20 protein-coding genes and 2 pseudogenes are annotated in these 21,478 nt (G+C 71.7%); 19 read left to right on the top strand and 3 right to left on the bottom strand.

Annotation, left to right across the window (positions count from 1 at the left end):
* Position 1 precedes the first annotated feature (1 nt).
* The 8 genes from BKD26_RS25080 (at position 2) to BKD26_RS25045 (ending at position 8,020) form a co-directional block, all read left to right on the top strand.
* The gene (locus BKD26_RS25080) at positions 2 to 1,741 is read left to right on the top strand and encodes a condensation domain-containing protein (RefSeq protein ID WP_084902287.1); all 1,740 of its coding nucleotides are present in this window, start codon (positions 2 to 4) and stop codon (positions 1,739 to 1,741) included.
* A gap of 67 nt (positions 1,742 to 1,808) precedes the next feature.
* Positions 1,809 to 2,648, top strand: a complete 840-nt coding sequence (locus tag BKD26_RS25075; protein WP_084902285.1) for a hypothetical protein — start codon at positions 1,809 to 1,811, stop codon at positions 2,646 to 2,648.
* 83 nt (positions 2,649 to 2,731) lie between these two features.
* The gene (locus tag BKD26_RS25070; protein ID WP_206603713.1) at positions 2,732 to 3,424 is read left to right on the top strand and encodes a hypothetical protein; all 693 of its coding nucleotides are present in this window, start codon (positions 2,732 to 2,734) and stop codon (positions 3,422 to 3,424) included.
* A complete protein-coding gene (gene galE / locus BKD26_RS25065; RefSeq protein ID WP_084902284.1) occupies positions 3,421 to 4,434 on the top strand; it encodes a UDP-glucose 4-epimerase GalE in 1,014 nt (337 codons plus the stop codon). The genes BKD26_RS25070 and galE overlap by 4 nt, the downstream gene beginning before the upstream one ends.
* Before the next feature lie 6 nt (positions 4,435 to 4,440).
* Positions 4,441 to 5,664 (top strand): aminotransferase class I/II-fold pyridoxal phosphate-dependent enzyme, encoded by a 1,224-nt coding sequence (locus tag BKD26_RS25060; protein WP_084902282.1) that lies wholly within the window; start codon positions 4,441 to 4,443, stop codon positions 5,662 to 5,664.
* Positions 5,657 to 6,544, top strand: coding sequence for an NAD(P)-binding domain-containing protein (locus BKD26_RS25055; protein ID WP_084902281.1), 888 nt, complete (start codon positions 5,657 to 5,659; stop codon positions 6,542 to 6,544). Before BKD26_RS25060 ends, BKD26_RS25055 begins: the two co-directional genes overlap by 8 nt.
* Positions 6,541 to 7,347 (top strand): hypothetical protein, encoded by an 807-nt coding sequence (locus BKD26_RS25050; protein WP_084902279.1) that lies wholly within the window; start codon positions 6,541 to 6,543, stop codon positions 7,345 to 7,347. Before BKD26_RS25055 ends, BKD26_RS25050 begins: the two co-directional genes overlap by 4 nt.
* A gap of 13 nt (positions 7,348 to 7,360) precedes the next feature.
* Positions 7,361 to 8,020, top strand: coding sequence for a hypothetical protein (locus tag BKD26_RS25045; protein ID WP_084902278.1), 660 nt, complete (start codon positions 7,361 to 7,363; stop codon positions 8,018 to 8,020).
* Between the two features lie 46 nt (positions 8,021 to 8,066).
* Here the strand turns inward: BKD26_RS25045 and BKD26_RS25040 are convergent, their stop codons facing one another.
* Positions 8,067 to 8,639, bottom strand: a complete 573-nt coding sequence (locus tag BKD26_RS25040) for a TetR/AcrR family transcriptional regulator (protein WP_179166683.1) — start codon at positions 8,637 to 8,639, stop codon at positions 8,067 to 8,069.
* A 106-nt stretch (positions 8,640 to 8,745) separates the two neighbouring features.
* On the opposite strand from BKD26_RS25040, the gene BKD26_RS25035 reads away from it, so the two are divergent.
* Positions 8,746 to 9,372: a DUF2867 domain-containing protein gene (locus BKD26_RS25035; protein ID WP_084902275.1), complete on the top strand. Its 627-nt coding sequence runs from the start codon at positions 8,746 to 8,748 to the stop codon at positions 9,370 to 9,372.
* A 26-nt stretch (positions 9,373 to 9,398) separates the two neighbouring features.
* Here BKD26_RS25035 and polX read toward each other — a convergent pair whose 3' ends face one another.
* Positions 9,399 to 11,138 carry a DNA polymerase/3'-5' exonuclease PolX gene (polX, locus tag BKD26_RS25030; protein WP_084902273.1) on the bottom strand — a complete coding sequence of 580 codons (1,740 nt, stop codon included), beginning with the start codon at positions 11,136 to 11,138 and terminating at the stop codon, positions 9,399 to 9,401.
* Positions 11,139 to 11,229: 91 nt separating this feature from the next.
* A pseudogene (locus BKD26_RS25025) lies at positions 11,230 to 11,747 on the bottom strand (FCD domain-containing protein); the annotation flags it as partial.
* On the opposite strand from BKD26_RS25025, the pseudogene BKD26_RS39310 reads away from it, so the two are divergent.
* The 10 genes and pseudogenes from BKD26_RS39310 to BKD26_RS24975 form a co-directional block, all read left to right on the top strand.
* Positions 11,746 to 12,412, top strand: a pseudogene (locus tag BKD26_RS39310) (ATP-binding cassette domain-containing protein); the annotation flags it as partial. The pseudogenes BKD26_RS25025 and BKD26_RS39310 overlap by 2 nt on opposite strands.
* A gap of 205 nt (positions 12,413 to 12,617) precedes the next feature.
* A complete protein-coding gene (locus tag BKD26_RS25015; protein ID WP_084902489.1) occupies positions 12,618 to 13,349 on the top strand; it encodes an IclR family transcriptional regulator in 732 nt (243 codons plus the stop codon).
* A 265-nt stretch (positions 13,350 to 13,614) separates the two neighbouring features.
* Entirely contained in the window at positions 13,615 to 14,964 is a 1,350-nt protein-coding gene (locus tag BKD26_RS25010; RefSeq protein ID WP_206603712.1) for an MFS transporter, read from the top strand.
* 25 nt (positions 14,965 to 14,989) lie between these two features.
* Entirely contained in the window at positions 14,990 to 16,033 is a 1,044-nt protein-coding gene (locus tag BKD26_RS25005) for an aromatic ring-hydroxylating dioxygenase subunit alpha (RefSeq protein ID WP_084902269.1), read from the top strand.
* Positions 16,030 to 16,230 (top strand): hypothetical protein, encoded by a 201-nt coding sequence (locus BKD26_RS25000; protein ID WP_084902267.1) that lies wholly within the window; start codon positions 16,030 to 16,032, stop codon positions 16,228 to 16,230. The genes BKD26_RS25005 and BKD26_RS25000 overlap by 4 nt, the downstream gene beginning before the upstream one ends.
* Positions 16,227 to 17,186, top strand: a complete 960-nt coding sequence (locus BKD26_RS24995) for a PDR/VanB family oxidoreductase (protein ID WP_206603711.1) — start codon at positions 16,227 to 16,229, stop codon at positions 17,184 to 17,186. Before BKD26_RS25000 ends, BKD26_RS24995 begins: the two co-directional genes overlap by 4 nt.
* Positions 17,187 to 17,278: 92 nt before the next feature.
* Positions 17,279 to 18,187: an alpha/beta hydrolase gene (locus tag BKD26_RS24990; RefSeq protein ID WP_107417984.1), complete on the top strand. Its 909-nt coding sequence runs from the start codon at positions 17,279 to 17,281 to the stop codon at positions 18,185 to 18,187.
* Positions 18,188 to 18,283: 96 nt separating this feature from the next.
* Complete coding sequence (locus BKD26_RS24985) at positions 18,284 to 18,703, top strand: CBS domain-containing protein (RefSeq protein ID WP_084902266.1); 420 nt, start codon at positions 18,284 to 18,286, stop codon at positions 18,701 to 18,703.
* Between the two features lie 121 nt (positions 18,704 to 18,824).
* Positions 18,825 to 19,997: a polysaccharide pyruvyl transferase family protein gene (locus BKD26_RS24980; RefSeq protein ID WP_084902264.1), complete on the top strand. Its 1,173-nt coding sequence runs from the start codon at positions 18,825 to 18,827 to the stop codon at positions 19,995 to 19,997.
* Between the two features lie 45 nt (positions 19,998 to 20,042).
* Positions 20,043 to 21,440, top strand: coding sequence for an FAD-dependent oxidoreductase (locus tag BKD26_RS24975; RefSeq protein ID WP_084902481.1), 1,398 nt, complete (start codon positions 20,043 to 20,045; stop codon positions 21,438 to 21,440).
* Positions 21,441 to 21,478: the final 38 nt, after the last annotated feature.

The following is a 21,478-nucleotide window of genomic DNA, read 5'->3' as shown; positions in this document are numbered from 1 at the left end:
CGTGAACGCAGAACGACCGCGTCCCGGCACCCTTGACGCGACCGCCGTCCAGGACCTGGTCCGCGCCCAGGCCGCGGACGTACTGGGGCACCATCCGGTCCACGCGTCGGACAACTTCTTCGCCCTGGGCGGGGACTCCGTGCGGGCCGGGCGTCTGGTGATGCGCCTGGTGAAGGCGCTGCCCGGGGACGGTGCCGTCGACATCCAGGACGTCTTCGGTGCCGCCGACTTCGCCGACCTGGCCGCGCGGATCGACGCGCGCCTGCGCGACGCCGCCGCGGCATCGACACCGGCCACCGGTGACCCACTGGACGTCCATGACACGCGCGCCACCGGCGGATACGTCGAGTCGTCCCCGGAGCACGCTCCGGGCCGCCGGCCCGTACCGCTGTCGTACGGTCAGCTCCGCAGGCTGCAGCGGGACGCCGATTCCGTCGGGGCGCGCATCCCGCACCATGTCTCCACGTCGTTCCGGATCCACGGGCCTCTGGACCCGGCCGGCCTCGAAGCCGCGTGCCACGCGCTCGTCGGACGGCACGAGGCGCTGCGTACGGTCTTCGAGCTCGACCTCCGGCACGGCCGGCACCGGGCGTACCGGCTCGATGCCCACCAGCTGGACCTCTCCCGCCTGTTCCGGGTACGGCGACTGCCCTCCGAGGCGGAGGTGGAGGACGAGGTGACGGCCGAGCGGACGGCCCTGTTCGACCTGGCCACCGAGGCGAAGGTGCGGGTCCTGGTGCTCGTCACCGGCGAGGACGCGGCCACGGTCGTGGTCACCGCCGAGCACCTGGTGTGCGACGGGGACTCCTTCGCGATCCTGCTCCGGGATCTGGCGGCTCTGTACAACGCCCGCGTCACAGGCGCACCGCACGATGCCGCACTGCCGCAACTCCCGCCGCGCTGCTGGGCGGAGGAGGAGAAGCGCCGGCACCACGCCGCACTGGAGGAGCGGCTGGCCCACTGGCGGAGCCGGCTCGACCCGCTGGAGGCGCTGCCTGAGGTCCGGCTCACGGGCATGCGGGATCCTGACGTGTGGCCGACGACCGCGGCCCAGGTGCACGGCCGGCTGTCCGCCGCCACCGTGCGGCGGCTGCGCGAGACATGCGCGGCCGAGTCGGCGACGCTGTTCTGCGGGTTCGTCGCGGCCCTGGCGCTGGCCGTCCTCGACGACGCGGGCCACACCGTGCCGGGCATGGTGAGCCCGACGTCCGGCAGGCCCGCGGGCTGGGAGGACGACGTCGACTGGTTCGCGACCTCGGTCATCCACCGCTTCCGCATCAACACACAGCTGACCGTCGGCGACGTGGTCCGCTCGGCGAAGCAGTCCGTCGCCTCGGGCCTCACGCACTCCGTGCCGCTGCCGCTGCTGCTGGAGCACCTCCAGTTCAACAGGGACCTCGAGCAGCGCTGGCGCCCCTGGCTGTACCTGGCGGTCGACGCCGAGGACGGCTCGCCCCTTCCGCTGCACGGCGTGGACGTCGAGCCCGCGGTCGCCGATGCGCGGCTGGCCCTGCGGGCGGGCGTGACCGTACGGGTGGACGTGCACGACCTGCACGACCCGGGCCAGGACGCCGTGGGCGCCACCGTGCTCTTCCAGTACGAGCGCGAGGTGTGGCCCAGCGAGCGCGCCGAGGCCTTCATGGAGACGTTCACCCGGATGGTGGCCCTGGTCTCCGAGAACCCGGCCGGCATCGATGTCGCCACCCTGCTGCGGACCTCCCGGCCCGGCCCCGGCCGGTAGCGGCCGCGTACCCCCTCCTCACCGCCCGGCCCCACCCAACCCCCCACCCACACTTCAGGAACAGCTCATGGCGCACCTTCCGAGCCCTCGGACGACCAAGGGCACTACGGCGACGGCCACGCCGGACACGCGGCCCGTCCTCCTCGTCCTCGACTACCCGGGGCACCGTCCCGAGGCGACCCTCTCCGACCTGCGCCTGGAGGACGCCGGGTTCGACGTGCGGTACCTCCTGGCACGCCCGCTGCCCAGGGACCTCACCGCCGAGACGTACACCAGGCGGGCGCTGGAGGCGGCGGGAGACGTGCCGGGGGCCGTCCACGCGGTCCTGGCCTACTGCATGTCGGCCTCGCCGGCCCGGCACGTCGCCGAACTGACCTCGGCCACCCGTCTTCTCCTGTTCGACGCGGAGCGCTCCACCGCCGCGACCCTCGCCGCTGAACTGCTCGCCGCCCTGCGTTCCTACGACGAGGGTGCCCAACTCCCCGACTGGTGGAGCGAGGACGCCCTCGCGCGCCGTCCCGAAGCGGTCATGGAACGGATCGAGGCCCACCTCTTCGAGGTGATCCGCACCGCGCTCGCCCAGGACGCGGGCGACCCGGGCCCGGACGCGGTGGAGGACCCCGCGGTCAACCAGGTCGCCCGCAGCCTGATGGGTACGTACCTCGACTGGTTCGCCCACCTCGTGGCGGCGTACGACGCCGACTCCCGCGCCCGAGCCGGCACCCGCGCCCCCTCCTGTGCCGTCGCCCACATCGTGTCGGCCGGGCACCTCCTGCCCGACGACTGGCCGGGCATCGGCTCCGCGGCCCGCCACGAGGTGGAGACCGGCCGGATCGGCCTCGCGGCGGCCGAGGAGACGCGGGGCCTGGCCCTGCGGATCCTGCGGCCGGACAGCCCGGTGACATGAGCCGGAGCGTTCACCGGGGGCCATGCCCGCCGGCCGGAGGGCCGGCGGGTGGAGAACCAGCAGCACATACGGGGGGAAAGAACATGCCGAGTCCGCTCGGGGGAAATCCGCCGGACATCCGGACGGGGACCGTGGCCACGCTCGGCCCCGCCGGTACGGACGCGCACGCGGAGGCGGCCCGCCATTTCGGCCGGGTCCTGCTCGCAGACTCCTTCAACGCGGCCATGGACCTGGGCCTGTCCGAGGGCGTGCTGGTGCTCGTCGCGGCCGGGTTCGTGGAGCGTGACGAACACACCCTGGTGGACAGCTGGGTGGACATGCACTTCCGGAACTACGACCGGATACGTCTGGTGGCCACCTGGGAGAGCCCGACCAAACCCATGTGCGTCGCGGTGAACCGGGCCCGCGCCACCTCCCTGGACACCGTGGATTCCATCGCCATACACCCGGCCACGGCGGCCTTCGCACGTAAATTCGTACCGCATGCCGTGCCCCGCTACGTCAATGCCAAACCGATCGCCGTCCAATGGGCCGTGGAAGGGCTCGTGGACGGCTGCATAGGATCGCTCGACATCGTCCAGGAGAACAGCGAACTCGACGTCAAGCACATCTGGCAACCAACCATGGTGTGGTGTCTGTACGAGCCCAAAAGCGTCCCTGTCCCGACCGTCCATGAAGCGGAAAGTGCGTCCGCTACACTGTTGCAAAAATCCTGGACGGGGAAGAATCGGTCCACACCCGGACAACCCCGCGCGGACAATAGGGAGCGCTCATGAAGGTCCTTATCGCCGGTGGTGCCGGCTTCATCGGCAGCACCGTCGCCTCCGCCTGCCTCGACGAAGGCATCGAGCCCGTCATTCTCGACAATCTGGTGACCGGGCGGAAGGAATTCACGGCCGGCCGGGTATTCTTCGAGGGGGACATCGCGGACGGAAATCTCATCGATGAGATCTTCGCCGCCCATCCGGACATCGAGGCCGTCGTCGACTGCGCCGCACTCATCGTCGTACCCGAATCCGTCGCCCAGCCGCTGCGCTACTACACGGAGAACGTGGCCAAGGGGATCACGTTCCTCGGACACCTCGCCCGCAACGGCTGCCACCGGCTCATCTTCAGCTCCTCCGCCTCCATCTACGCCACGGGCACGGACTTCGCGGTCGACGAGGACTCGGCGCTCGCCCCGCTGAGCCCCTACGCCCGCACGAAGGCCCTGTTCGAGACGGCGCTCGAGGACATCAGCTCGACCGGGGAGATGAACATCGTCTCCCTGCGGTACTTCAACCCCATCGGCGCCGATCCGAAGATGCGCACGGGACTCCAGGTACGCCGGCCCACGCACGCGCTCGGCAAGATGATCGAGGCGCACCGGCTGGGCGAGACGTTCCAGATCACCGGCGTCGACTGGCCCACCCGGGACGGGTCCGGCATCCGCGACTACATCCACGTGTGGGACCTCGCGCGGGCGCACGTCCAGGCGCTGCGCCGCTTCGACTCGCTGTTCCCGTCCGAGCCCCGTACGACCTACCGGGTCATCAATCTGGGCACGGGCACCGGCACCACCGTACGGGAGCTCCTCGACGCCTTCGCGACCGTGACGGGGGCGCCGCTGCCGTCGGTGGAGACCGGGCGCCGTCCCGGCGACAGCGCCGGCGCCTTCTCCCGCGGCGAACGGGCCGCCGAACTGCTCGACTGGCGCCCGCGCCACTCCCTCGAAGAGGGCATCAGGGATTCCCTCACCTGGTTCGACAAGCGCGATTCCATCATCGGTACGGATCCACAGGCGTAAGGTGACATGAATTCAGACCACCCACTGTCCATCGAAGAAGCGATTCCGCCGCCCGGTATCCGGTCACGTGTCGGTCCGACGTCACTTCTGGCAGCGAAATATCCGGGCGCGATAGGCGCGTGGGTGGCCGAGATGTCCTACGGCGTGGCCAGGCCGATTCATGATGCATTGAAACGGGAAATGGGAGCCGAAACGCTCGGCTACAACGACCCCGTCAGTATCGGCCTGGCGCGCGAATCCGTCGTACGCTGGATGAAGAACGGATACGACTGGTCCGTACCTGAAAATTCCATTGGATTCGTCAGTGATGTCGTCACCGGATACGGCGCGGTTCTCCATCACTTCCTCCCGGCCGGTTCCGAGGTAATTGTCCCGACACCCGCATATGCGCCACTGCTCACCGTTCCTTCCTTATTCGGGCACCGTGTGGTGCAGGTTCCGTCGAGGACCGGCGATACGGGCCACCATATGGATCTGGAGGGAATCGAGCGGGCTCTCGAGCGGGGTGCGCGCCTGGTGGTGCTCTGCAATCCGAACAATCCCACCGGGCGGGTTTTCACGGCCGAGGAACTCGGCCGGCTGGCGCGGCTGGTCGACCGTCACGGTGCCCGCGTGTTCAGCGACGAGGTCCATGCGCCGCTGACCCTGGCCCCGGTCCCCCACATCCCCTACGCGACGATCAGCGCGGCCGCGGCCTCCCACACCATCACGGCGACCTCCGCGTCCAAGGGGTGGAACATCTCCGGACTGAAGTGCGCCCAGCTCATCTTCTCGGCGCCCGAGGACGCCGAACACTGGCAGCAGGTGGCCGACTTCTTCGTCAGGTCCGTCTCCCGGCTCGGCGTGGCGGCGCTCTGTGCCGCGTACGACCATCCGGAATCCCACGCCTGGCTCGCCTCCGTCCGCGCCCGGCTCGTCCGCAACAACGCGCTCGTCGCCGACACCGTGGCCCGTCACCTGCCCGACGTCCGCCACTTTCCCGCCGAGGCCACCTACCTGGCGTGGCTCGACTGGCGCGGGCTCGGACCGGACGAACCGGCCGCCTTCTTCAGGGACCGGGTCGGTCTCGCCATGTCCGACGGGTCGGAGTTCGCGGCCCCGGGACACCTCCGACTGAATTTCGCGCTGCCGGAAGACCTGCTGCGCACAGCGCTCTCGGCACTGGTCCGCGGAGCGGACATCCTCCGGTCCGGCCGGCAACACGGGAAAGCGGTGACGCACCATGCTTGACGTTCTCGTCGTGGGATACGGCCTGATGACCCGCGGAATCCTTCCGCACCTTCTGCGGCGAGAGGAACTGTCCGTCTCCCTGATGAGCCGGCACCTCACCTCACCTCCGTATCCGGAGGTCCGGCTCGTCCGGGCGGCGGAACTGGAACGCCCCGACGCCATTCTCGGCTGTTTCGAGGACGACGACGCGAGCCGGGACTTCTGGACCTCGCCGCACGTGACGGAAGCCGTCGCCCGGGGACACTCCGCCTGCATCGAGATGTCCACCCTGAGCCCGTCATGGATCGACGCGTGGCACGGGCACATACGCGAATCCGGCGGCGTGGCCGTCGAATGCCCGGTCACCGGCAGCCGCTCCGGAGCGGCCGACGGCACCCTGTCCGCCTTCGTCCACCAGAGCGCGTACGACGCGCGCGTGGAGACAGTGCTGAACGCTTTCACGCGGCAGCGCTACAGCTTCGGCTCGGCCGGGCACCCCACACGCTTCAAACTGGTCTACAACGCCTGGGGAGCGGCGCTGCTGCACTCCCTCACCGCGTTCGTGCCCACCCTCCGCACGGTCCTCGACGACGACTTCGACGTGGCCGCCCGCATCCTGTCGAGCGACGGCTGGATGGCCCCGGTCTGCGCGAGCAAGCTCGACCGGATGGTCGAATCCCGGTTCGACGACCCCGACTTCGCCCTGCGCCACATGGTCAAGGACCTGCGATACGCCCACGACGTCCTCCCCCCGCCACACCCCCTGCTCGACCTGGTCCACGACTCCTTCACCCGCGCTCTGTCGGCCCACGGCGGTGACGCCGACTACACCGCCGTCACGGGAACGGGAACCGGGACGGGAGCAGGAACCGCGACCGCGACCGGAAGCGGGCGGTCATGAGGGCGACGGACCTGGAGAACCTGCGGCCCCATCTGACGTCCGTCTGCCGGACCGTGACCGCCGCGTCCGTCGCGCTGTCGGGTTCCCTCTCCCGTGGCGAGGCCCGGATCGCCGGCGGGCGCGTCCTGTCGGACCTCGACCTGATACCGGTCGTGGCGGCGCCCGAGGACGCCGCCCTGGCCCGCAAGCAGCTCGCGCCGGTCCTGCAGGAACTGGCGGACCGGTACACGATCACCTGCACGGCGGCGCTCACGCTGGAGGAGAAGTTCCTCCGCGTACGCCACGCCGGATACGTCACCAGCATGGCCACCCAGCCGTTCGTCTGGGATCCGCTGGGTGTACGGCACCGGCTCGAGGCACGCGAGGACACCACCGCGCGCCCCGCCGACGTACTGCCGTGGCTCGCTCAGCCGGTGACGTACTACCTGGCGAAGGCCGGCGCCGCCGCGCCCGAGGAGAACCTGGCGAAAGCTGCCCGCGCCGCCCGCCGTCTCCTCGAGGCCGCCGGCCTCCGGCCGGACGCGCCCGGACTGCTCACCGAGCACACCCCCGACCACCCGTCCCTCACGGGTGACGCCCGGCGCCGCATCGCCGAAGCGTGCCTGCGCGCCGTACGGGACGTCGCCGCCGCGCACGGCCTCACCCTGCTGCCCTCCTCGCGGGAGTTCCTCGCGCGGACGGGCTCGCCGCACCACGCCGAGGGCACACGCGAGACGTTCCACGCCGTGCGCGACCGCGCGTTCCTGGAGAACCAGGGCCTGCCGTTCGGACTGTCCGCCATGACGGCCCGGCCCACCGCCTGAGAAAGGTCCCCGCATGTCGCTCGTCCTGCCCAACTCCTTCGCGTGCGCGTCCCGGACGGCTCTGCTCGACAGCGCTGCGCCGGTCGACTTCCGCCCTCTCGCGCAGCACGGTGTGCCGGACCTGGTCACCCGCCAGCTGGCAGCCGTTTCCCGGTTCCTCGTGACCGTGTCCCGGGTGCGTTCCTCGGTCTGCGCGGACCGGTCCGTCGACTTCACCGAGACGCTGGTCAAGATTCCTGTCCGTCTCGGCGGACAGGACCGGCTCTTCCCCGTCGTCACGTACGTGGACCACGAGTACTCGCTGATCCGCGGATATCTGCTCGGCTTCCACAAGCTCTTCGCGGCCGGCGCGCACCACGCCACCCTCCCGGTCGTCACGCTGCCGGGGCTCGATCTCGACCTGCGGGACGACGGCCCCCGGGCGGGCGACGAGAGCGACCTGCCGCCCGAGCAGAGCCTGCCGTTCCTGCTCTGGACGGACTACGCCGTGGCGGACGCGCGGTCCCACGGCTGGCGCACACTCGACGTCGAGCAGTACGAGAGGACCCGACTGGCCTTCCTGGAGTGTGCCCGCCCGGAACAGACCGTCGCCGGCGAGAAGGCCACGGTACGGGCCCTGTACGAGACCGCCGACCGGTTCCTGATCCCCGGCACCCGGGCGCTCGAGGTCTGAGGACCACGGAGCCCCGGTGAGCACCGCCCCGCCTACGAGACCTGGCCTACCGGTCGAGGATCAGGTCGCCGGCGCGGGCGAGGACCTCGGCCCGGCTGAGGCCCTCGTGGTCGGCGGCGAGGGAGCGGTGTCCGATGGCCACACAGAACGCGATCAGGCTGCGGGCCTCGACCTCGTCGGGGTCGGAGCAGAAGGTGCCGATCATCTCGCGCAACAGGGCCATACGCCGGTTGTCCACCCGCCGCAGGCGCTCGGCGACCGCGTCGTCGCGCCGGGCCCAGTCACGGACGGCGAGGTCGATGGGGAGCAGCCGGCCGCTGGAGAAGGTGAGCATGCCCGCACGCCGGGCCTTGGTCCTCGGGTCGCCGCCCTCGCCCTCGACCCGGTCGATCACCTCGTCGGTGCTCTCCCGCTCCCAGGCGTCCAGCATCGCCTCCAGTAGCGCGTCCCGGTCGGCGAAGTACCCGTAGAACCCGCCCTTGGTGACGCCGAGCCGCTTCGCCAGCGCCTCGACCCTGACGGCGTCCGGACCGCCGTCGGCGAGCACCCGCAGCCCTTCCTCCACCCATCTGTCGCGCGGTGTGCGAGCAGCGCCCACGATGTGTCCCACCTCACTCATCGACCGATATACGCAACCGTATATGTGGGTCTAGCCTCGACTTGTACGCAAGCGTATAACGCGGGATGGCAAGCGGCGTCCCCAGGCGGAAAAGGCGGCAGCAGCCATGAAACTTCCTCGCACGGCGCACACCGGTCAGCCATGGCGGATCCACGCCCTCACCCCGGACTTCCGGACCGAGGATGTGTGGTCCTTCCGCACCCCCGGCGCCGGGCCGGACGACTTCCCCCTGATGCTCGACGCGATGCGGACGGGCGGCGGATTCGCCAAGCAGACCCCTCCCGTCCGGTTCCTGTTCGCGCTGCGCTGGAAGCTCGGCGCCCTGTTCGGATGGGACAAGCAGACGGCGGGCCTGGATGCCCGGGTCCAGTCGCTGCGCGACCGCCTCCCGCGCGACCTCCGCGAGACCGTGGACGAGACCGCGGACGGCTCCGACTCCGGCAAGAGCCCCTTCACCCCCGTGTACGAGCTCGCCGACGAGTCCGTCCGCGAACTGGCGAACAAGACCTGCCACACCCTCATGCACCTGGGGTGGGTGCGCGACGGCGACGGCGACCACGAACTGCGGATGGCGGTCCTGGTCAAGCCCAACGGCCGGTTCGGACGGCTGTACATGGCCCTCATCGCACCGTTCCGTTACCTGATCGTCTACCCGGCGCTGACCCGCCAGTGGGAGCGCGCCTGGCGGGACCGCGCGCTTGTGCCGCCCGAGGGCGGCAGCCCCCGACCGTGACCCGGGCGACCCGGGTGACCGGGCGGTCAGTGGCCTGACGACACGGTGAGGTCCTTGCGCAGGAAGCGGCGCAGCCTGGCCAGCGGCCAGGTGTTGATGACGTCGTCCCTGGTGAGCCAGCCGCGCTGCGCCGTGCCCACCCCGTAGCGCATGTACGGCAGATGGGTCACCGCGTGGGCGTCGGAGTTCACGGCGAACTTCACGCCGTACCGCTTGGCCCGCAGGATGTCGTCGTCGCACAGGTCCAGGCGGTTGGGGTGGGCGTTGATCTCCAGGGCCGCGCCGGTGCGGGCGCAGGCCTCGAAGACGGCGTCGAAGTCGGCGTCGATGCCGGGCCGTTTGCCGAGCAGCCGGGTGGTGGGGTGGCCGATGACGGAGACGTGCGGGTTCTCGCAGGCGCGGACGAGGCGGCGAGTCAGGGCCTGCCGGCTCTGGTTGAAGTGGGAGTGGACGGAGGCGACACACAGGTCGAAGGTCTCCAGGAAGTCGTCGGGCCAGTCGACCGTCCCGTCCGGGCCGATGTTGAGTTCGGTGCCGTGCAGCAGCCGCATCCCGTGGTGCGCGCGGTCCAGTTCCCTCACCCGCTCACGCTGGGCGAGGATCTTCTCCTTGGTCATGCGCTGCATGGCGAGGTCGGGGGCGTGGTCGGTCACCGCGTAGTAGGCGTAACCGCGCTCGGCGGCCGCGGCGACCATCTCCTCCAGCGGGGCGAGACCGTCGGTGAGGTCGGTGTGGGTGTGCAGGTCGCCCCTGATGTCGCTCTCCTGCACCAGTTCGGGCAGTTCGTCGCGGAGTCCGGCGGCGATCTCGCCCCGGTCCTCCCGCAGGGTCGGCGGGATCCACGGCAGACCGAGGCGGGCGTAGATCTCCTCCTCCGTCTCCGAGGTGATCTTCTTGCCGCTCCTGGCGTGGAAGAGGCCGTACTCGGACAGCTTGAGCTTGTGGCGCACGGCGATCTCGCGGGTGCGGATGTTGTGGGCCTTGGAACCCGTGAAGTACTGGAGCCCGGCGCCCCAGGAGTCCGGGGGGAGGACCCGGACGTCGATCTGCAGGCCCTTGGTGGTGCGGATGGACGTCTTCTTCTCGCCGTGCGCGATGACCTCGGCGGTGTACGGGAGGCTGCCGAGCGCCTCCATGAACGGCGCCGACCGCTCCGCCGCCACCAGGACGTCGATGTCGCCGATGGTCTCGCGCATACGGCGCAGCGACCCGGCGTAACCGCAGCGCGCGCAGCCGGTGATGCGGGACAGTTCGGCGACGAGCTGCTCGGCGGTGTCCATGGCGGCGTCCAGGAGGATGCGGTCGCCGGCCTTCTGCATGAGCCGGATGCCGTGGAGGATGTTCTCCTCGGTCTTCTCGCCGAAGCCCTTCAGGTCGCGCAGGCGCTCCTGCTGGATGGCGTCGAGCAACTGGTCCACGGAGGAGATGCCCAGCTCTTCGTGGAGCACCATGGCCTTCTTCGGGCCGAGCATGGGGATGGTGATCAGCTCGCGGACCCCGGCGGGGATGGCCTCGCGGCGCTCCTCGACGGCGGAGACATGGCCGGAGGCGAGGTACTCGACGATCTTTTCGGCGATGGACCTGCCGACGTTGGGGATGTCGCGCAGCTGCTTGGCGTCCAGCGTGGACACGTCCGCGTGGTACCCGCCCACCGCGCGGGCGGCCTTCTCGTAGGCGCGCGCCTTGAAGGCGTCGCCTCCGGTGATGGCGATGAGGTCGGCGTACTCCTGGAGCAGTGCCTGGACCTCCTCATTGGCCCGGACCATATTCCCAGGATGCGCCGCCCCGGCCCGAAGGGCATGCGCGGTGCGCCACCGGGCCCTCGTCCCTCTGCCCTCGTCCCTCTTATGACGCGGGTCAGACGGCGTGGAGTTGGCCGAGCGTCCGCTTCAGCTCTTCCCGCAGACAGCTCCCGGCCGCTTGGGCGTCTCCTCGCGCGATGGCGTCCACCAGGGCGGCGTGTCCCTCGTCGCCGTGGTTGGGGTCGCCGGATCGCAGGTCGAGAAGCTCGACCAGGTCGATCAGCCCCTGGCGCAGCAGCGGCACGAACTCCTCGAAAAGGCTGGTGAGTGCGGGGTTGTGCGCTGCCGAGACGACGGCCGTGTGCAGGGCGATGTCGGCGTCCACGAACTCGGCGTCGCTGCCGTGCGCGGCGCTGCGGCGCCGGGTCATCGCCGTGTCCAGAGCGGCCAGGTCCTCCTCGGTGCGGCGTTGCGCGGCCAGCTGCGCGGCTTCCACCTCGAGGAGCATGCGGACTTCGTAGAGGTCGGTGAGGGCCGCCCGGCGCAGCCGGGTGGGCCAGTCCTCCGCCGGCTCCTGGGCGATGTGAAGACGCCGGCGCCCTGACGGGCCTGCACCAGGCCGGCCCCGGACAGGAGCACCCTGCTCAGCCTGCTGGGTGCGCTCGTACATCCCACCCGCGGCACCGTCGAGGTCCTCGGCCACCGGCTCGGCCGGGCCGACCTGCGCCACCTGCGGTCGTACGTCGGCCATGTGGACCCGCGGCACGCTCCGCGCTCGCCCCTGAGCGTCCAGGACGTCGTGCTGACCGGGCTGACCAACACCATCGAACGGGTGCCCCGCCGGCACCCCGACGGCGGAGCAGGTCGCGCGGGCCGACCGCCTCATCGGCCTGCTCGGCCTCGGCGACCGCCACCGGGCACGGTGGCCGACCCTGTCCCAGGGCGAGAGGAGCCGTGCGCTGATCGCGCGGGCACTCATGCCCAACCCGCGGCTGCTGCTGGATGAGCCGGCGACCGGCCTGGACGTCGCCGGCCGGGAGCAGCTCATCGACCGTCTCGACACCCTGCGGCGTACCCATCCGCACCTGTCGTCGGTCCTGGTCACCCACCACCTGGAGGAACTGCCGCCCGGCACCACCCATGTGATGCTGCTGCGCGACGGACGCCGTCTGGCCTCCGGGCCGGCCGACGACGTCCTGACCAGCGACCGGGTCAGCACATGCTTCGGCCATCCGATCCGCCTCACCCGGGTCGACGGGCGGTGGAGCGTGCGGGGCAGCCGCCCCACCGGACGCTGAGCGCCACAGGGCGGCCGGCGCCGGCCGTGACCGTGCCACGCGCGCGGGCCTCGACGCGGCCGGTGCCGTCCTGCACACTGACCGGCAACGTTGAGCACCGTGGAGCACGGCAGGCCGGAAAAGAACGGGAGCGCCGGTGAAACACCCTGCACCGAAGGCCGGTCCGGTGACCGCCCGCCGTGGCCCGGCCTCGGGCACCGGGCCGGTGCTGGGCCGCGCGCTGCAGATCCTCGGTGCGTTCAGCGCCGACTGCCCGGAGATGACGCTGAGCGAACTGTCGCGGCGGTCCGGGCTGCCGGTGTCGACCGTGCACCGGATGCTGGCCGAGCTGATCGCCTGGGGCGCCCTGGAGCGCGGTGACAGAGGCTGCTACCGCGTCGGTCTGCGGCTGTGGGAGGTCGGTTCCCTCGCGCCGCGCGGACAGGGCCTGCGGGAGCGGGCGTTGCCGTTCCTGGAGGACCTCTCGCAGATCACCCGCGAGAACGTGCAGCTGGCGGTGCGCGAGGGCACCGAAGTCGTCTTCGTCGAGCGCATCGCCGGCTCCGGTGCGGTGCCCGTGCTCACCCGCGTCGGTGGCCGTTTCGCGCTGACGGCCACCGGCGTCGGGCTCGCCCTGCTGGCGCACGCTCCCGCCGAGGTGCAGGACCAGGTGCTCGCCGGCCCCTTCGAGCGCTACACCCCGCGCACGGTCGGCGATCCGCGCCTGCTGCGGCGCATGCTGGCCGAGGTGCGGACCAACGGGTACGCGGTCAGCGACCGCCAGGTCACGATGGACGCCCTGTCGGTCGCCGCACCGGTGCACGGCGGCGACGGTGCGGTGATCGCCGCGGTGTCGCTGGTGGTACGTCACGGCAGCGCCTCCCCGCACGCGCTGGCCCGGCTGGTCTGTACGAGCGCCCGGGCCATCTCCCGCGCCATGGTTCCGCCGCCGCTCTGAACCCCGTGCCGTCCGCCGCCTGAGCCACGGCTCCCGCCACGCCCCACGGACACGCCCTGTCCCGTACCCGTTTCCCGGCATCCGGAAAGACCCCTGGTGACGCGGTCCGCCCGGCCGCACGATGGTCCGCACCCGGTCGACGCCGGGCCCCGGTCCACCGGGGCCGCACCCCTGTCTGGTGCGCCAAGGGTGTCGACGATCACCACGCGGTCGACAACGGAGTGCTGCCATGGTTGTGCCATCCTCTTCCCCCGCACCGGGACCGGTGAGCGGCCCCTCCCTGCGCGCCGCCCTCGACGAAGGGCCGATGAGCCGCTTCCAGTGGGGCGCGATCGCGGTGTGCGTCCTGCTCAACATGCTCGACGGCTTCGACGTCCTCGTCATGGCCTTCACCGGCAAAGCCGTGTCGGCGGACTGGCAGCTCAGCTCCTCCGAGCTGGGGCTGCTGCTCAGCGCGGGCCTCGTCGGCATGGCCCTGGGCGCGATGTTCGTCGCCCCCTGGGGCGACCGGATCGGCCGCCGCCCGGTCATCCTCGGCTGCCTGGCCGTGGCCGCCCTCGGGATGCTGCTCTCCTCGGTCAGCCAGTCGCCCGCCCAGCTCGGGGCGCTGCGCGTGCTCACCGGCGTCGGCATCGGAGGCGTCCTGGCCTGCAGCAACGTCATCGCCGGCGAGTACGCCTCCCGCCGTTGGCGGGGCCTCGCCGTCAGCCTGAACTCCGCCGGTTACGCGGTCGGCGCCACCGTCGGCGGACTGCTCGCCGTCTCCATGACCGGCCAGTTCGGCTGGCGTTCGGTCTTCCTGGCCGGCGGCCTGGCCACCGCCGTCGCCGTCCCGCCGGCCTTCTTCCTCCTGCCCGAGTCCGTGGACTTCCTGGCCTCCCGCAGACCCAAGCGGGCCCTGGAGAGGATCAACGCCCTCGCCCGGCGCATGGGCCGGCCGCCGCTGGAGACCCTGCCCGAGCCCACCGCCGTACCGGCCGGAATCGGCGCCGGTTTCCGGGAGTTGCTCTCGCCGGCGCTGCGCCGCTCGACGCTGCTGCTGTGGTCGGCCTTCTTCCTCGTCATGGCCGGCTTCTACTTCATCACCAGCTGGACGCCGACCCTGCTGGTCGAGGCGGGGCTGTCCGGCAGCCAGGGGCTGACCGGCGGGACGCTGCTCAACGTCGGCGGCATCTTCGGCTCGGCAGCCCTCGGGGCGCTCGCCGCCCGCTTCGCGCTCCGCTCCGTCCTCATGGCCTATTTGACCGCCACCGCGGTGCTGCTGTCGGTCTTCGTCACCGCCACCTCCTCCCTGGGCGTCGCCTTCACCCTCGGCGCGCTGATCGGCCTGTTCGCCAACGGCTCCGTGGCCGGGCTGTACGCCCTGACCCCGGCCACGTACGGCACGGGGGTCCGGGCGACCGGGCTCGGCAGCGCCCTCGCGATCGGCCGCATCGGCGCGATCGTGGCCCCGACGGCCGCGGGCGGCCTCCTCGACAGCGGCTGGACGCCGCAGAACCTCTACCTGGCGGTCGGCGTGATCTACGTCGCCACCGCCGCGCTCCTCCTGCTGCTGCGCCCCGCCACGGCGGAGGACACACAGCCCGCAGCGGCGGCCCCGGCCACCGCGCACTGAACCCCACTCCCGGAAGGAAACGAAAATGACCGCTTTCGTACGCGATCGGTGGTACGTCGCCGCCTACGGCCGCGAGGTCGGGCGCGAGCTGCTCGGGCGCACCGTGCTGGGTGAGCCGATCCTGCTGTACCGGACCGAGGACGGCCGGCCGGTGGCGATGTCCGACCGGTGCGTCCACCGCCGCTTTCCGCTTTCCCAGGCGCCGAGCCGGCTGGACGGCGACCGGGTGGTGTGCGGCTACCACGGGTTCACCTACGGCACGGACGGCGGCTGCGTCTTCGTACCCGGCCAGCAACGCGTCCCGCGCACCGCCCGCCTGACGACCTATCCGGTCGTCGAGCAGGACTCCTTCGTGTGGGTGTGGATCGGCGACCGTGAGCCTGGGGACGTGCGGCCGCCCCGCGCCCCGTGGATGGACTCGCCCGGCTACACCGTCGTCTCCGGCATGGAGCCGATCGACGCCGACTACGGGCTGCTCGTCGACAACCTGATGGACCTGTCCCACGAGACCTACCTGCACGGCGGCTACATCGGCACCCCGGAGGTCGCCGAGACCCCGATCACCACCGAGGTCGACGACCAGGCCGGCACCGTCTACGTCAGCCGTCATATGGACGACGCCGAGTGCCCGCCGTTCTACGCCAAGTCCACCGGCATCGAGGGCCGGATCACCCGGTGGCAGGACATCGAGTACCACGCCCCCTGCCTCTACCTGCTCCACTCGCGTGTCGCCCCCGTCGGTGCGCCGGGTCCGCGTCCGGACGGCAGCGACCCGCACGCCTTCCACGTCGAGGTCGTCTACGGCATCACCCCGTCGACGGAGAGGACGACGTACGACTTCTGGGCCGTGGCACGCGACTTCGCCCTGGACGACCAGGAGGTCACCGACTTCCTGCACACCAACAACCACACGGTCGTCATGCAGGACGTCGTGGCACTCAACGTGCTCCAGAAGTCCCTGGACACCGAGAAGGCCGGCTACCAGGAGCTGAGCATCAACATCGACACCGGCGGCCTCGCCGCCCGCCGCATCCTCGCCCGCATGGCGCAGACGGCGACGGCCCGATGACCCCGCCGCACCCCGCCGTACTGACCGGTGAAGGCGTCTTCCGTATCCACTGGGTACTGGGCACCGACCGGCTGCTGGCCGTCTGCCACTGCACCGCGGAGCGGGAGTTCGAGGACCCGGTGGAGCTGTGGGACTGGCTGCTGGGTCACCCCGACGGCCACCGCCCGGGCGCGGGTCCGGACAAGGAGGAACGGTGACCACCGAACCCGACCTGACCCTGACCCTGACCCTGACGCGCAAGGAGGTCATCGCCGAGGGCGTCGTCCTGCTCACGCTCACGCACCCCGCCGGCTCCCCGCTGCCCGAGTGGCGCCCCGGTGCCCACATCGACCTGGTCCTCGGCCCCGGTCTGGTACGCCAGTACTCGCTCTGCTCGGACCCGGCCGACCGCTCCCGCTGGCAGGTGGCGGTCCTGCGCGAGCCGGAGGGCCGGGGCGGCTCGGCACGGGTCCACGAGCACCTGCACGAGGGGGCCGGGGTACGGGTGCGCGGACCGCGCAACCACTTCGCCCTGGAGGCGTCCCCGCGCTACCTGTTCATCGCGGGCGGCATCGGCATCACCCCCATCCTGCCCATGGTCGAGGAGGCCCAACGGCGGGGCGCCGACTGGCGCCTGGCCTACGGCGGCCGCAGCCGCCGCACCATGGCCTTCCGGGAGCGCCTGGAGGCGGCGTACGGAGAGAGGGTGTCCGTACGCCCCCAGGACGCGTACGGGGCGCTCGACCTGGACGGGCTGCTGGGCACCCCCCGGCCGGCCACCCTGGTCTACTGCTGCGGCCCCGAAGGTCTGCTGAAGGCCGTGGAGCAGCGCTGTTCCGCATGGCCGGCCGGCGCACTGCGCATCGAGCGGTTCGCGCCCGGGGACCGTGGCCCGTACGGCCCGGACGAAGCCTTTGACGTCGAACTCGCCCGGAGCGGTGTCACCGTGACCGTCCCGCCGGGCACGACCGTCCTCCGGGCGGTCGAGGAAGCCGGTGTCCAGGTGCTGTCCTCCTGCCAGGAGGGAACCTGCGGAACCTGCGAGACCACCGTCCTCGACGGGACGGTGGACCACCGCGACTCCCTGCTCACCCCCGCCGAGCAGGCCGTGCACGACACCATGTTCATCTGCGTCTCCCGCGCCGCCTGCCCGCGTCTCGTCCTGGACCTGTGAGACGTACGGAGGCAACGGCACCGCCGTGTACATGCGCCGGGCAGTCGCGATGCCGGCGCACCGGGAGCCCCCCCGCCCGTCCTGGAGGAACCGTGCCCCTGTCACCCGACCTGATAGCCCTCCTCGCCCCGCCCGCGCCCACCCGGCTGCCGCTGCCGGCAGCCGCGCACCCCGCCCCCGGCGTCCGGCTGCTGCGCGGCGCGGTCTACTGCGCGCCCACCGACATCCGCCCCCTGGAGCTCGACCTGTGGCTGCCCGACGAGCCGCAGGGCGCGCTGCCGGTCATCGTCTACCTCCACGGCGGCGCCTGGCGTACCGGAACGCGCGGGGAGATGAGCCCGCGCATGCGCGACTGGCAGCCCGCACCCTTCGCCCGGCTGGCCCGGGCGGGCTTCGCCGTCGCCAGCCTCGACTACCGGCTCAGCGGCGAGGCCTCCTACCCCGCCCAGCTCGACGACGTCACCGCCGCCCTCGCCTGGCTCGACGCCCGCGCCGCCGAACTCGCCCTGGACACCCGCCGGATCGTGACCTGGGGCGAATCCGCGGGCGCCCACCTCGCCGCCCTGCTCGCGCTCACCGCCCCGGTCAGCGGCTGCGTCGTCTGGTACGGGCCTGCCGACCTCACCACCCTGCCCGGCCAGGACCCGCCCGGCGCGTACGACCCGGCCGACCCGAGCACCCCCGAAGCCCTGCTCATCGGAGCGGCGATCGCCGACGCACCCGACCGCGCCCGCACGGCCAGCCCGGTCACCCACGTCACCGCCGACGCGCCGCCCTTCCTCATCCTCCACGGCACCGACGACGCCGTGATCCCCCTCGCCCAAGGCGAACAGCTCGCCGCCGCCCTGCGCGACTCCGGCGCAGACGTGGACTTCCGGCCGGTGCCCGGCGCCGACCACCTCTGGGCCGGCCTGCCCGACGAAGACGTCGAGTGGTGCTTCCACACCTCCCTCGCGTTCGCCCGCTCCCACACCACCGATCAGGGGCCCATCGGGGCGTAATACGGCCGGCGGGCGTGATGCCCGGCGCCGTGGTGGTACTCCATCAGGATTCGGCAGGGCCGGTCGAGCCCGGCCGCACGGCGTGTGGAGGTATCGATGGCGCAGAAGGTACGGGAAGTCATGACGGCCGATCCTGTGGCCGTGGGGCCGCAGACCTCCGTGGTGGAGGTGGCCCGTCTGATGCGCGACGAGGACATCGGCGCCGTCCTGGTGGCCGAGGCGGGCCACCTGCGCGGCCTGGTGACCGACCGCGATCTGGTGGTGCGCGTACTGTGCCGAGGGGGCAACGTCGAGGACCACAGCGTCGCCGACGCCTGCAGCGACGACCTGGTCCACGTCACACCGGACGACGACGTCCAGCAGGCCGTGCGGCTGATGCGCCGGCACGCCGTACGCCGACTGCCCGTCGTCGAAGAAGGCCGGCCCGTCGGCATCGTCTCCCTGGGCGACCTCGCCGTCGAACGCGACACCGACTCGGCCCTGTCCGAGATCAGCGCCTCCGACCCCGACCGGTGAGGGACCCGCCGCCCGGTCGCCGCGCGGTCGCCGTCCCCGCGCTTTCGAGAGGCGTAAATTTCCCCATGCGGTGAACTGGTGTAGGAGTGCACAAAAGGGCGGAACTCGCGAGGGGCCGATCATGGCAGACCGAAGCAGCGTGACCGTAGGGGTGCTGGGCTCCTACGGCGGGCGGAATGTGGGCGACGAGGCGATCCTCACCGCCATGCTCGGCCGCATCCGGGCCCAGCGTCCGGACGCACACGTCGTCCTCTTCTCCCGCAACCCCGACCACAGCCGCACCGCCCATCCGGACGTCGAGGTGGTCGGCTGGGAGGGCGTGTGCAGGGAGCGGATCTCCGAGCACCTGCGCCGGCTGAGCGTACTCGTGCTCGGCGGCGGCGGGATCCTCTACAACACCGAGGCGCGCCGCTACCTGCGGCTGGTCCGCACCGCCCAGGACCTCGGCGTTCCCGTCTTCACCTACGCCGTGGGCGCCGGGCCGCTCACCGACGAGGCGGACTGCGCGTGGATCCGGGCGACGCTCTCCGACGCGGCCGAGGTGACGGTCCGCGACGAGGAGTCGAAGCTGGTGCTGGAAGAGGCCGGGCTGACCCGCCCCGTCTCGGTCACCGCCGACCCGGCTCTCCTGCTCGAGCCCGGGGACGGCGGTGCAGAGCTCCTGCGGGCCGAGGCCGTACCGCGCGGAGTGCGGCTGGTCGGGATGAGCGTGCGGGAGCCCGGCCGCGCGGCCGAGCACCTCGACGAAGAGGGTTACCACCAGCTCCTCGCCAATGTGGGTGACTTCCTCGTCCACCGGCTGGACGCCCATGTCGTCTTCGTACCGATGGAGCGCGACGACATGCGGCACGCGCACGCGGTGGTGTCCCGGATGGCCGACGCGGACCGCTGTACGGTGCTGCACGGCAACTACCGCCCCCAGCAGGTCCTCGACATCGTCAAGGAACTGGACCTGGCCATCGGCATGCGGCTGCACTTCCTGATCTTCGCCGCGCTCGCGGGGATCCCCCTGCTGCCGCTGCCCTACGCGGGAAAGGTCTTCGACTTCGCCCAGCAGATCGGCGCGCCCGCCTTGCGCGGTGTGGTCAGGGAGACCGCGGGACTGCTCCTGGCCGAAGTGGACCGCCTGTGGGACGAGCGGCCCGCCCGCGCGGCGCACACGGCGGCCCGGACGGCGTCGATGCGGCTGCGGGCCGCCCAGACCGCCGACCGGCTCCTCGGCTACCTGGACCGCACCGCGCCCCGCCCCCTCATCGACAGCACCGTGCCGACGGCCGCGTCCGCGACCGGCTGAGCCGCCGCCGGCCACGATCCCCAGGGAGGAACCGTGTCGTACCTGATGCCGCCCCGCGTCCCCCGCAGCGTGGAGCTCCCCCCGCGGCAGGCCCTTCACGCGGGTTCCACCCAGGTGCTGGTGATCGGCGGCGGACCGGCCGGTATCGGAGCGGCCCTCGGCGCCGCGAACGCGGGCGCCGAGGTGGTCCTCGTCGAGCGGTACGGATTCCTCGGCGGCAACGCCACCGCGGCGCTGGTCATGCCGTTGATGAGCTTCCACAACGAGGTCAAGCAGGCCGTCACCGGCGACTCGGCACGCCTCCTGCCGCCCGATCACGGCGAGGGCGAGCCCGTCGTCGGCGGCGTGCTGTGGGTGCTGCTCGAACAGCTGGTGCGCGCGGGAGCGGCGATCCGCCCCTCGCTCGAGACCGGCTACACGGTGCCGTTCGACGCGGAACTGTTCAAACTGGTGGTGTACGAGCTGCTGGAGACCCATGAGGTCCGTACGCTGCTGCACGCCTTCGCCTCCGACGTCCTCAACCTGCCCGACCGGGCACGGGCGGTGTTCGAGACCAAGTCGGGGCCGGTCGTCATCGACGCCGACGTGATCATCGACTGCACCGGCGACGGCGACATCGCCGCGGCGGCCGGGGCCGCGTACGACATCGGCCGGCCGGAGGACGGCTGGACACAGCCCATGACGCTGATGTTCCGCATGGTCCGCTTCGACCACGAGGAATTCTCCGCGTACGCCCGCGCCAACCCGGACCAGTGGAAGGGCGTGCACGGGCTGTGGGACCTGGTCCGCGCCGCCACCGACGCCGGGGAACTGGACCTGCCGCGTGAGGACATGCTCTTCTTCGCCACTCCCAACACCGGCGAGGTCGCGGTCAACTCCACCCGCGTCACCGAAGTGCTCGGCACCAGCGTCTGGGACCTCACCCGCGCCGAGTTCACCGCCCACCGCCAGATGGCGCAGATCGCCCGCTTCCTGCGGGACCGCGTGCCGGGCTTCGCCGACTCGTACGTCGTCCAGAGCGGCGTCCAGGTGGGGGTCCGGGAGACGCGCCGGATCACGGGCGAGTACCAGCTGACCGGCGAGGATGTGCTGACGGCCCGCAAGTTCGACGACGTCGTCGCCCGCGGCGCCTACCCGGTGGACATCCACAACCCGAGCGGTCGCGGCACCACGCTCAAACGACTCCCGCGCGGCCAGTCCTACGACATCCCCCTGCGCTGCCTCTTCCCGCGTGACGTGGACCGGGTCCTGGTCGCCGGCCGCTGCATCTCCGGCGACCACGTGGCCCACTCCTCGTACCGCGTCATGCCGATCTCGATGGCCACCGGGCAGGCGGCGGGTGTCTGCGCGGCCCTCGCGGCAGCCCAGGGGAAGCGCCCCCAGGACATCCCGGCGAGCGCGGTCCAGCGGCAACTCCGCTCCCAGGGTGCCAGTCTGCAGTGATGCCCGGGTGCCGGAGGAAGCGCCGGCGGCGGGAGGCG

The sequence above is a fragment of the Streptomyces sp. CB03238 genome (genome assembly GCF_002099185.1).
Lineage (GTDB): Bacteria > Actinomycetota > Actinomycetes > Streptomycetales > Streptomycetaceae > Streptomyces.
This window is presented reverse-complemented; position numbering and strand designations above follow the sequence as displayed.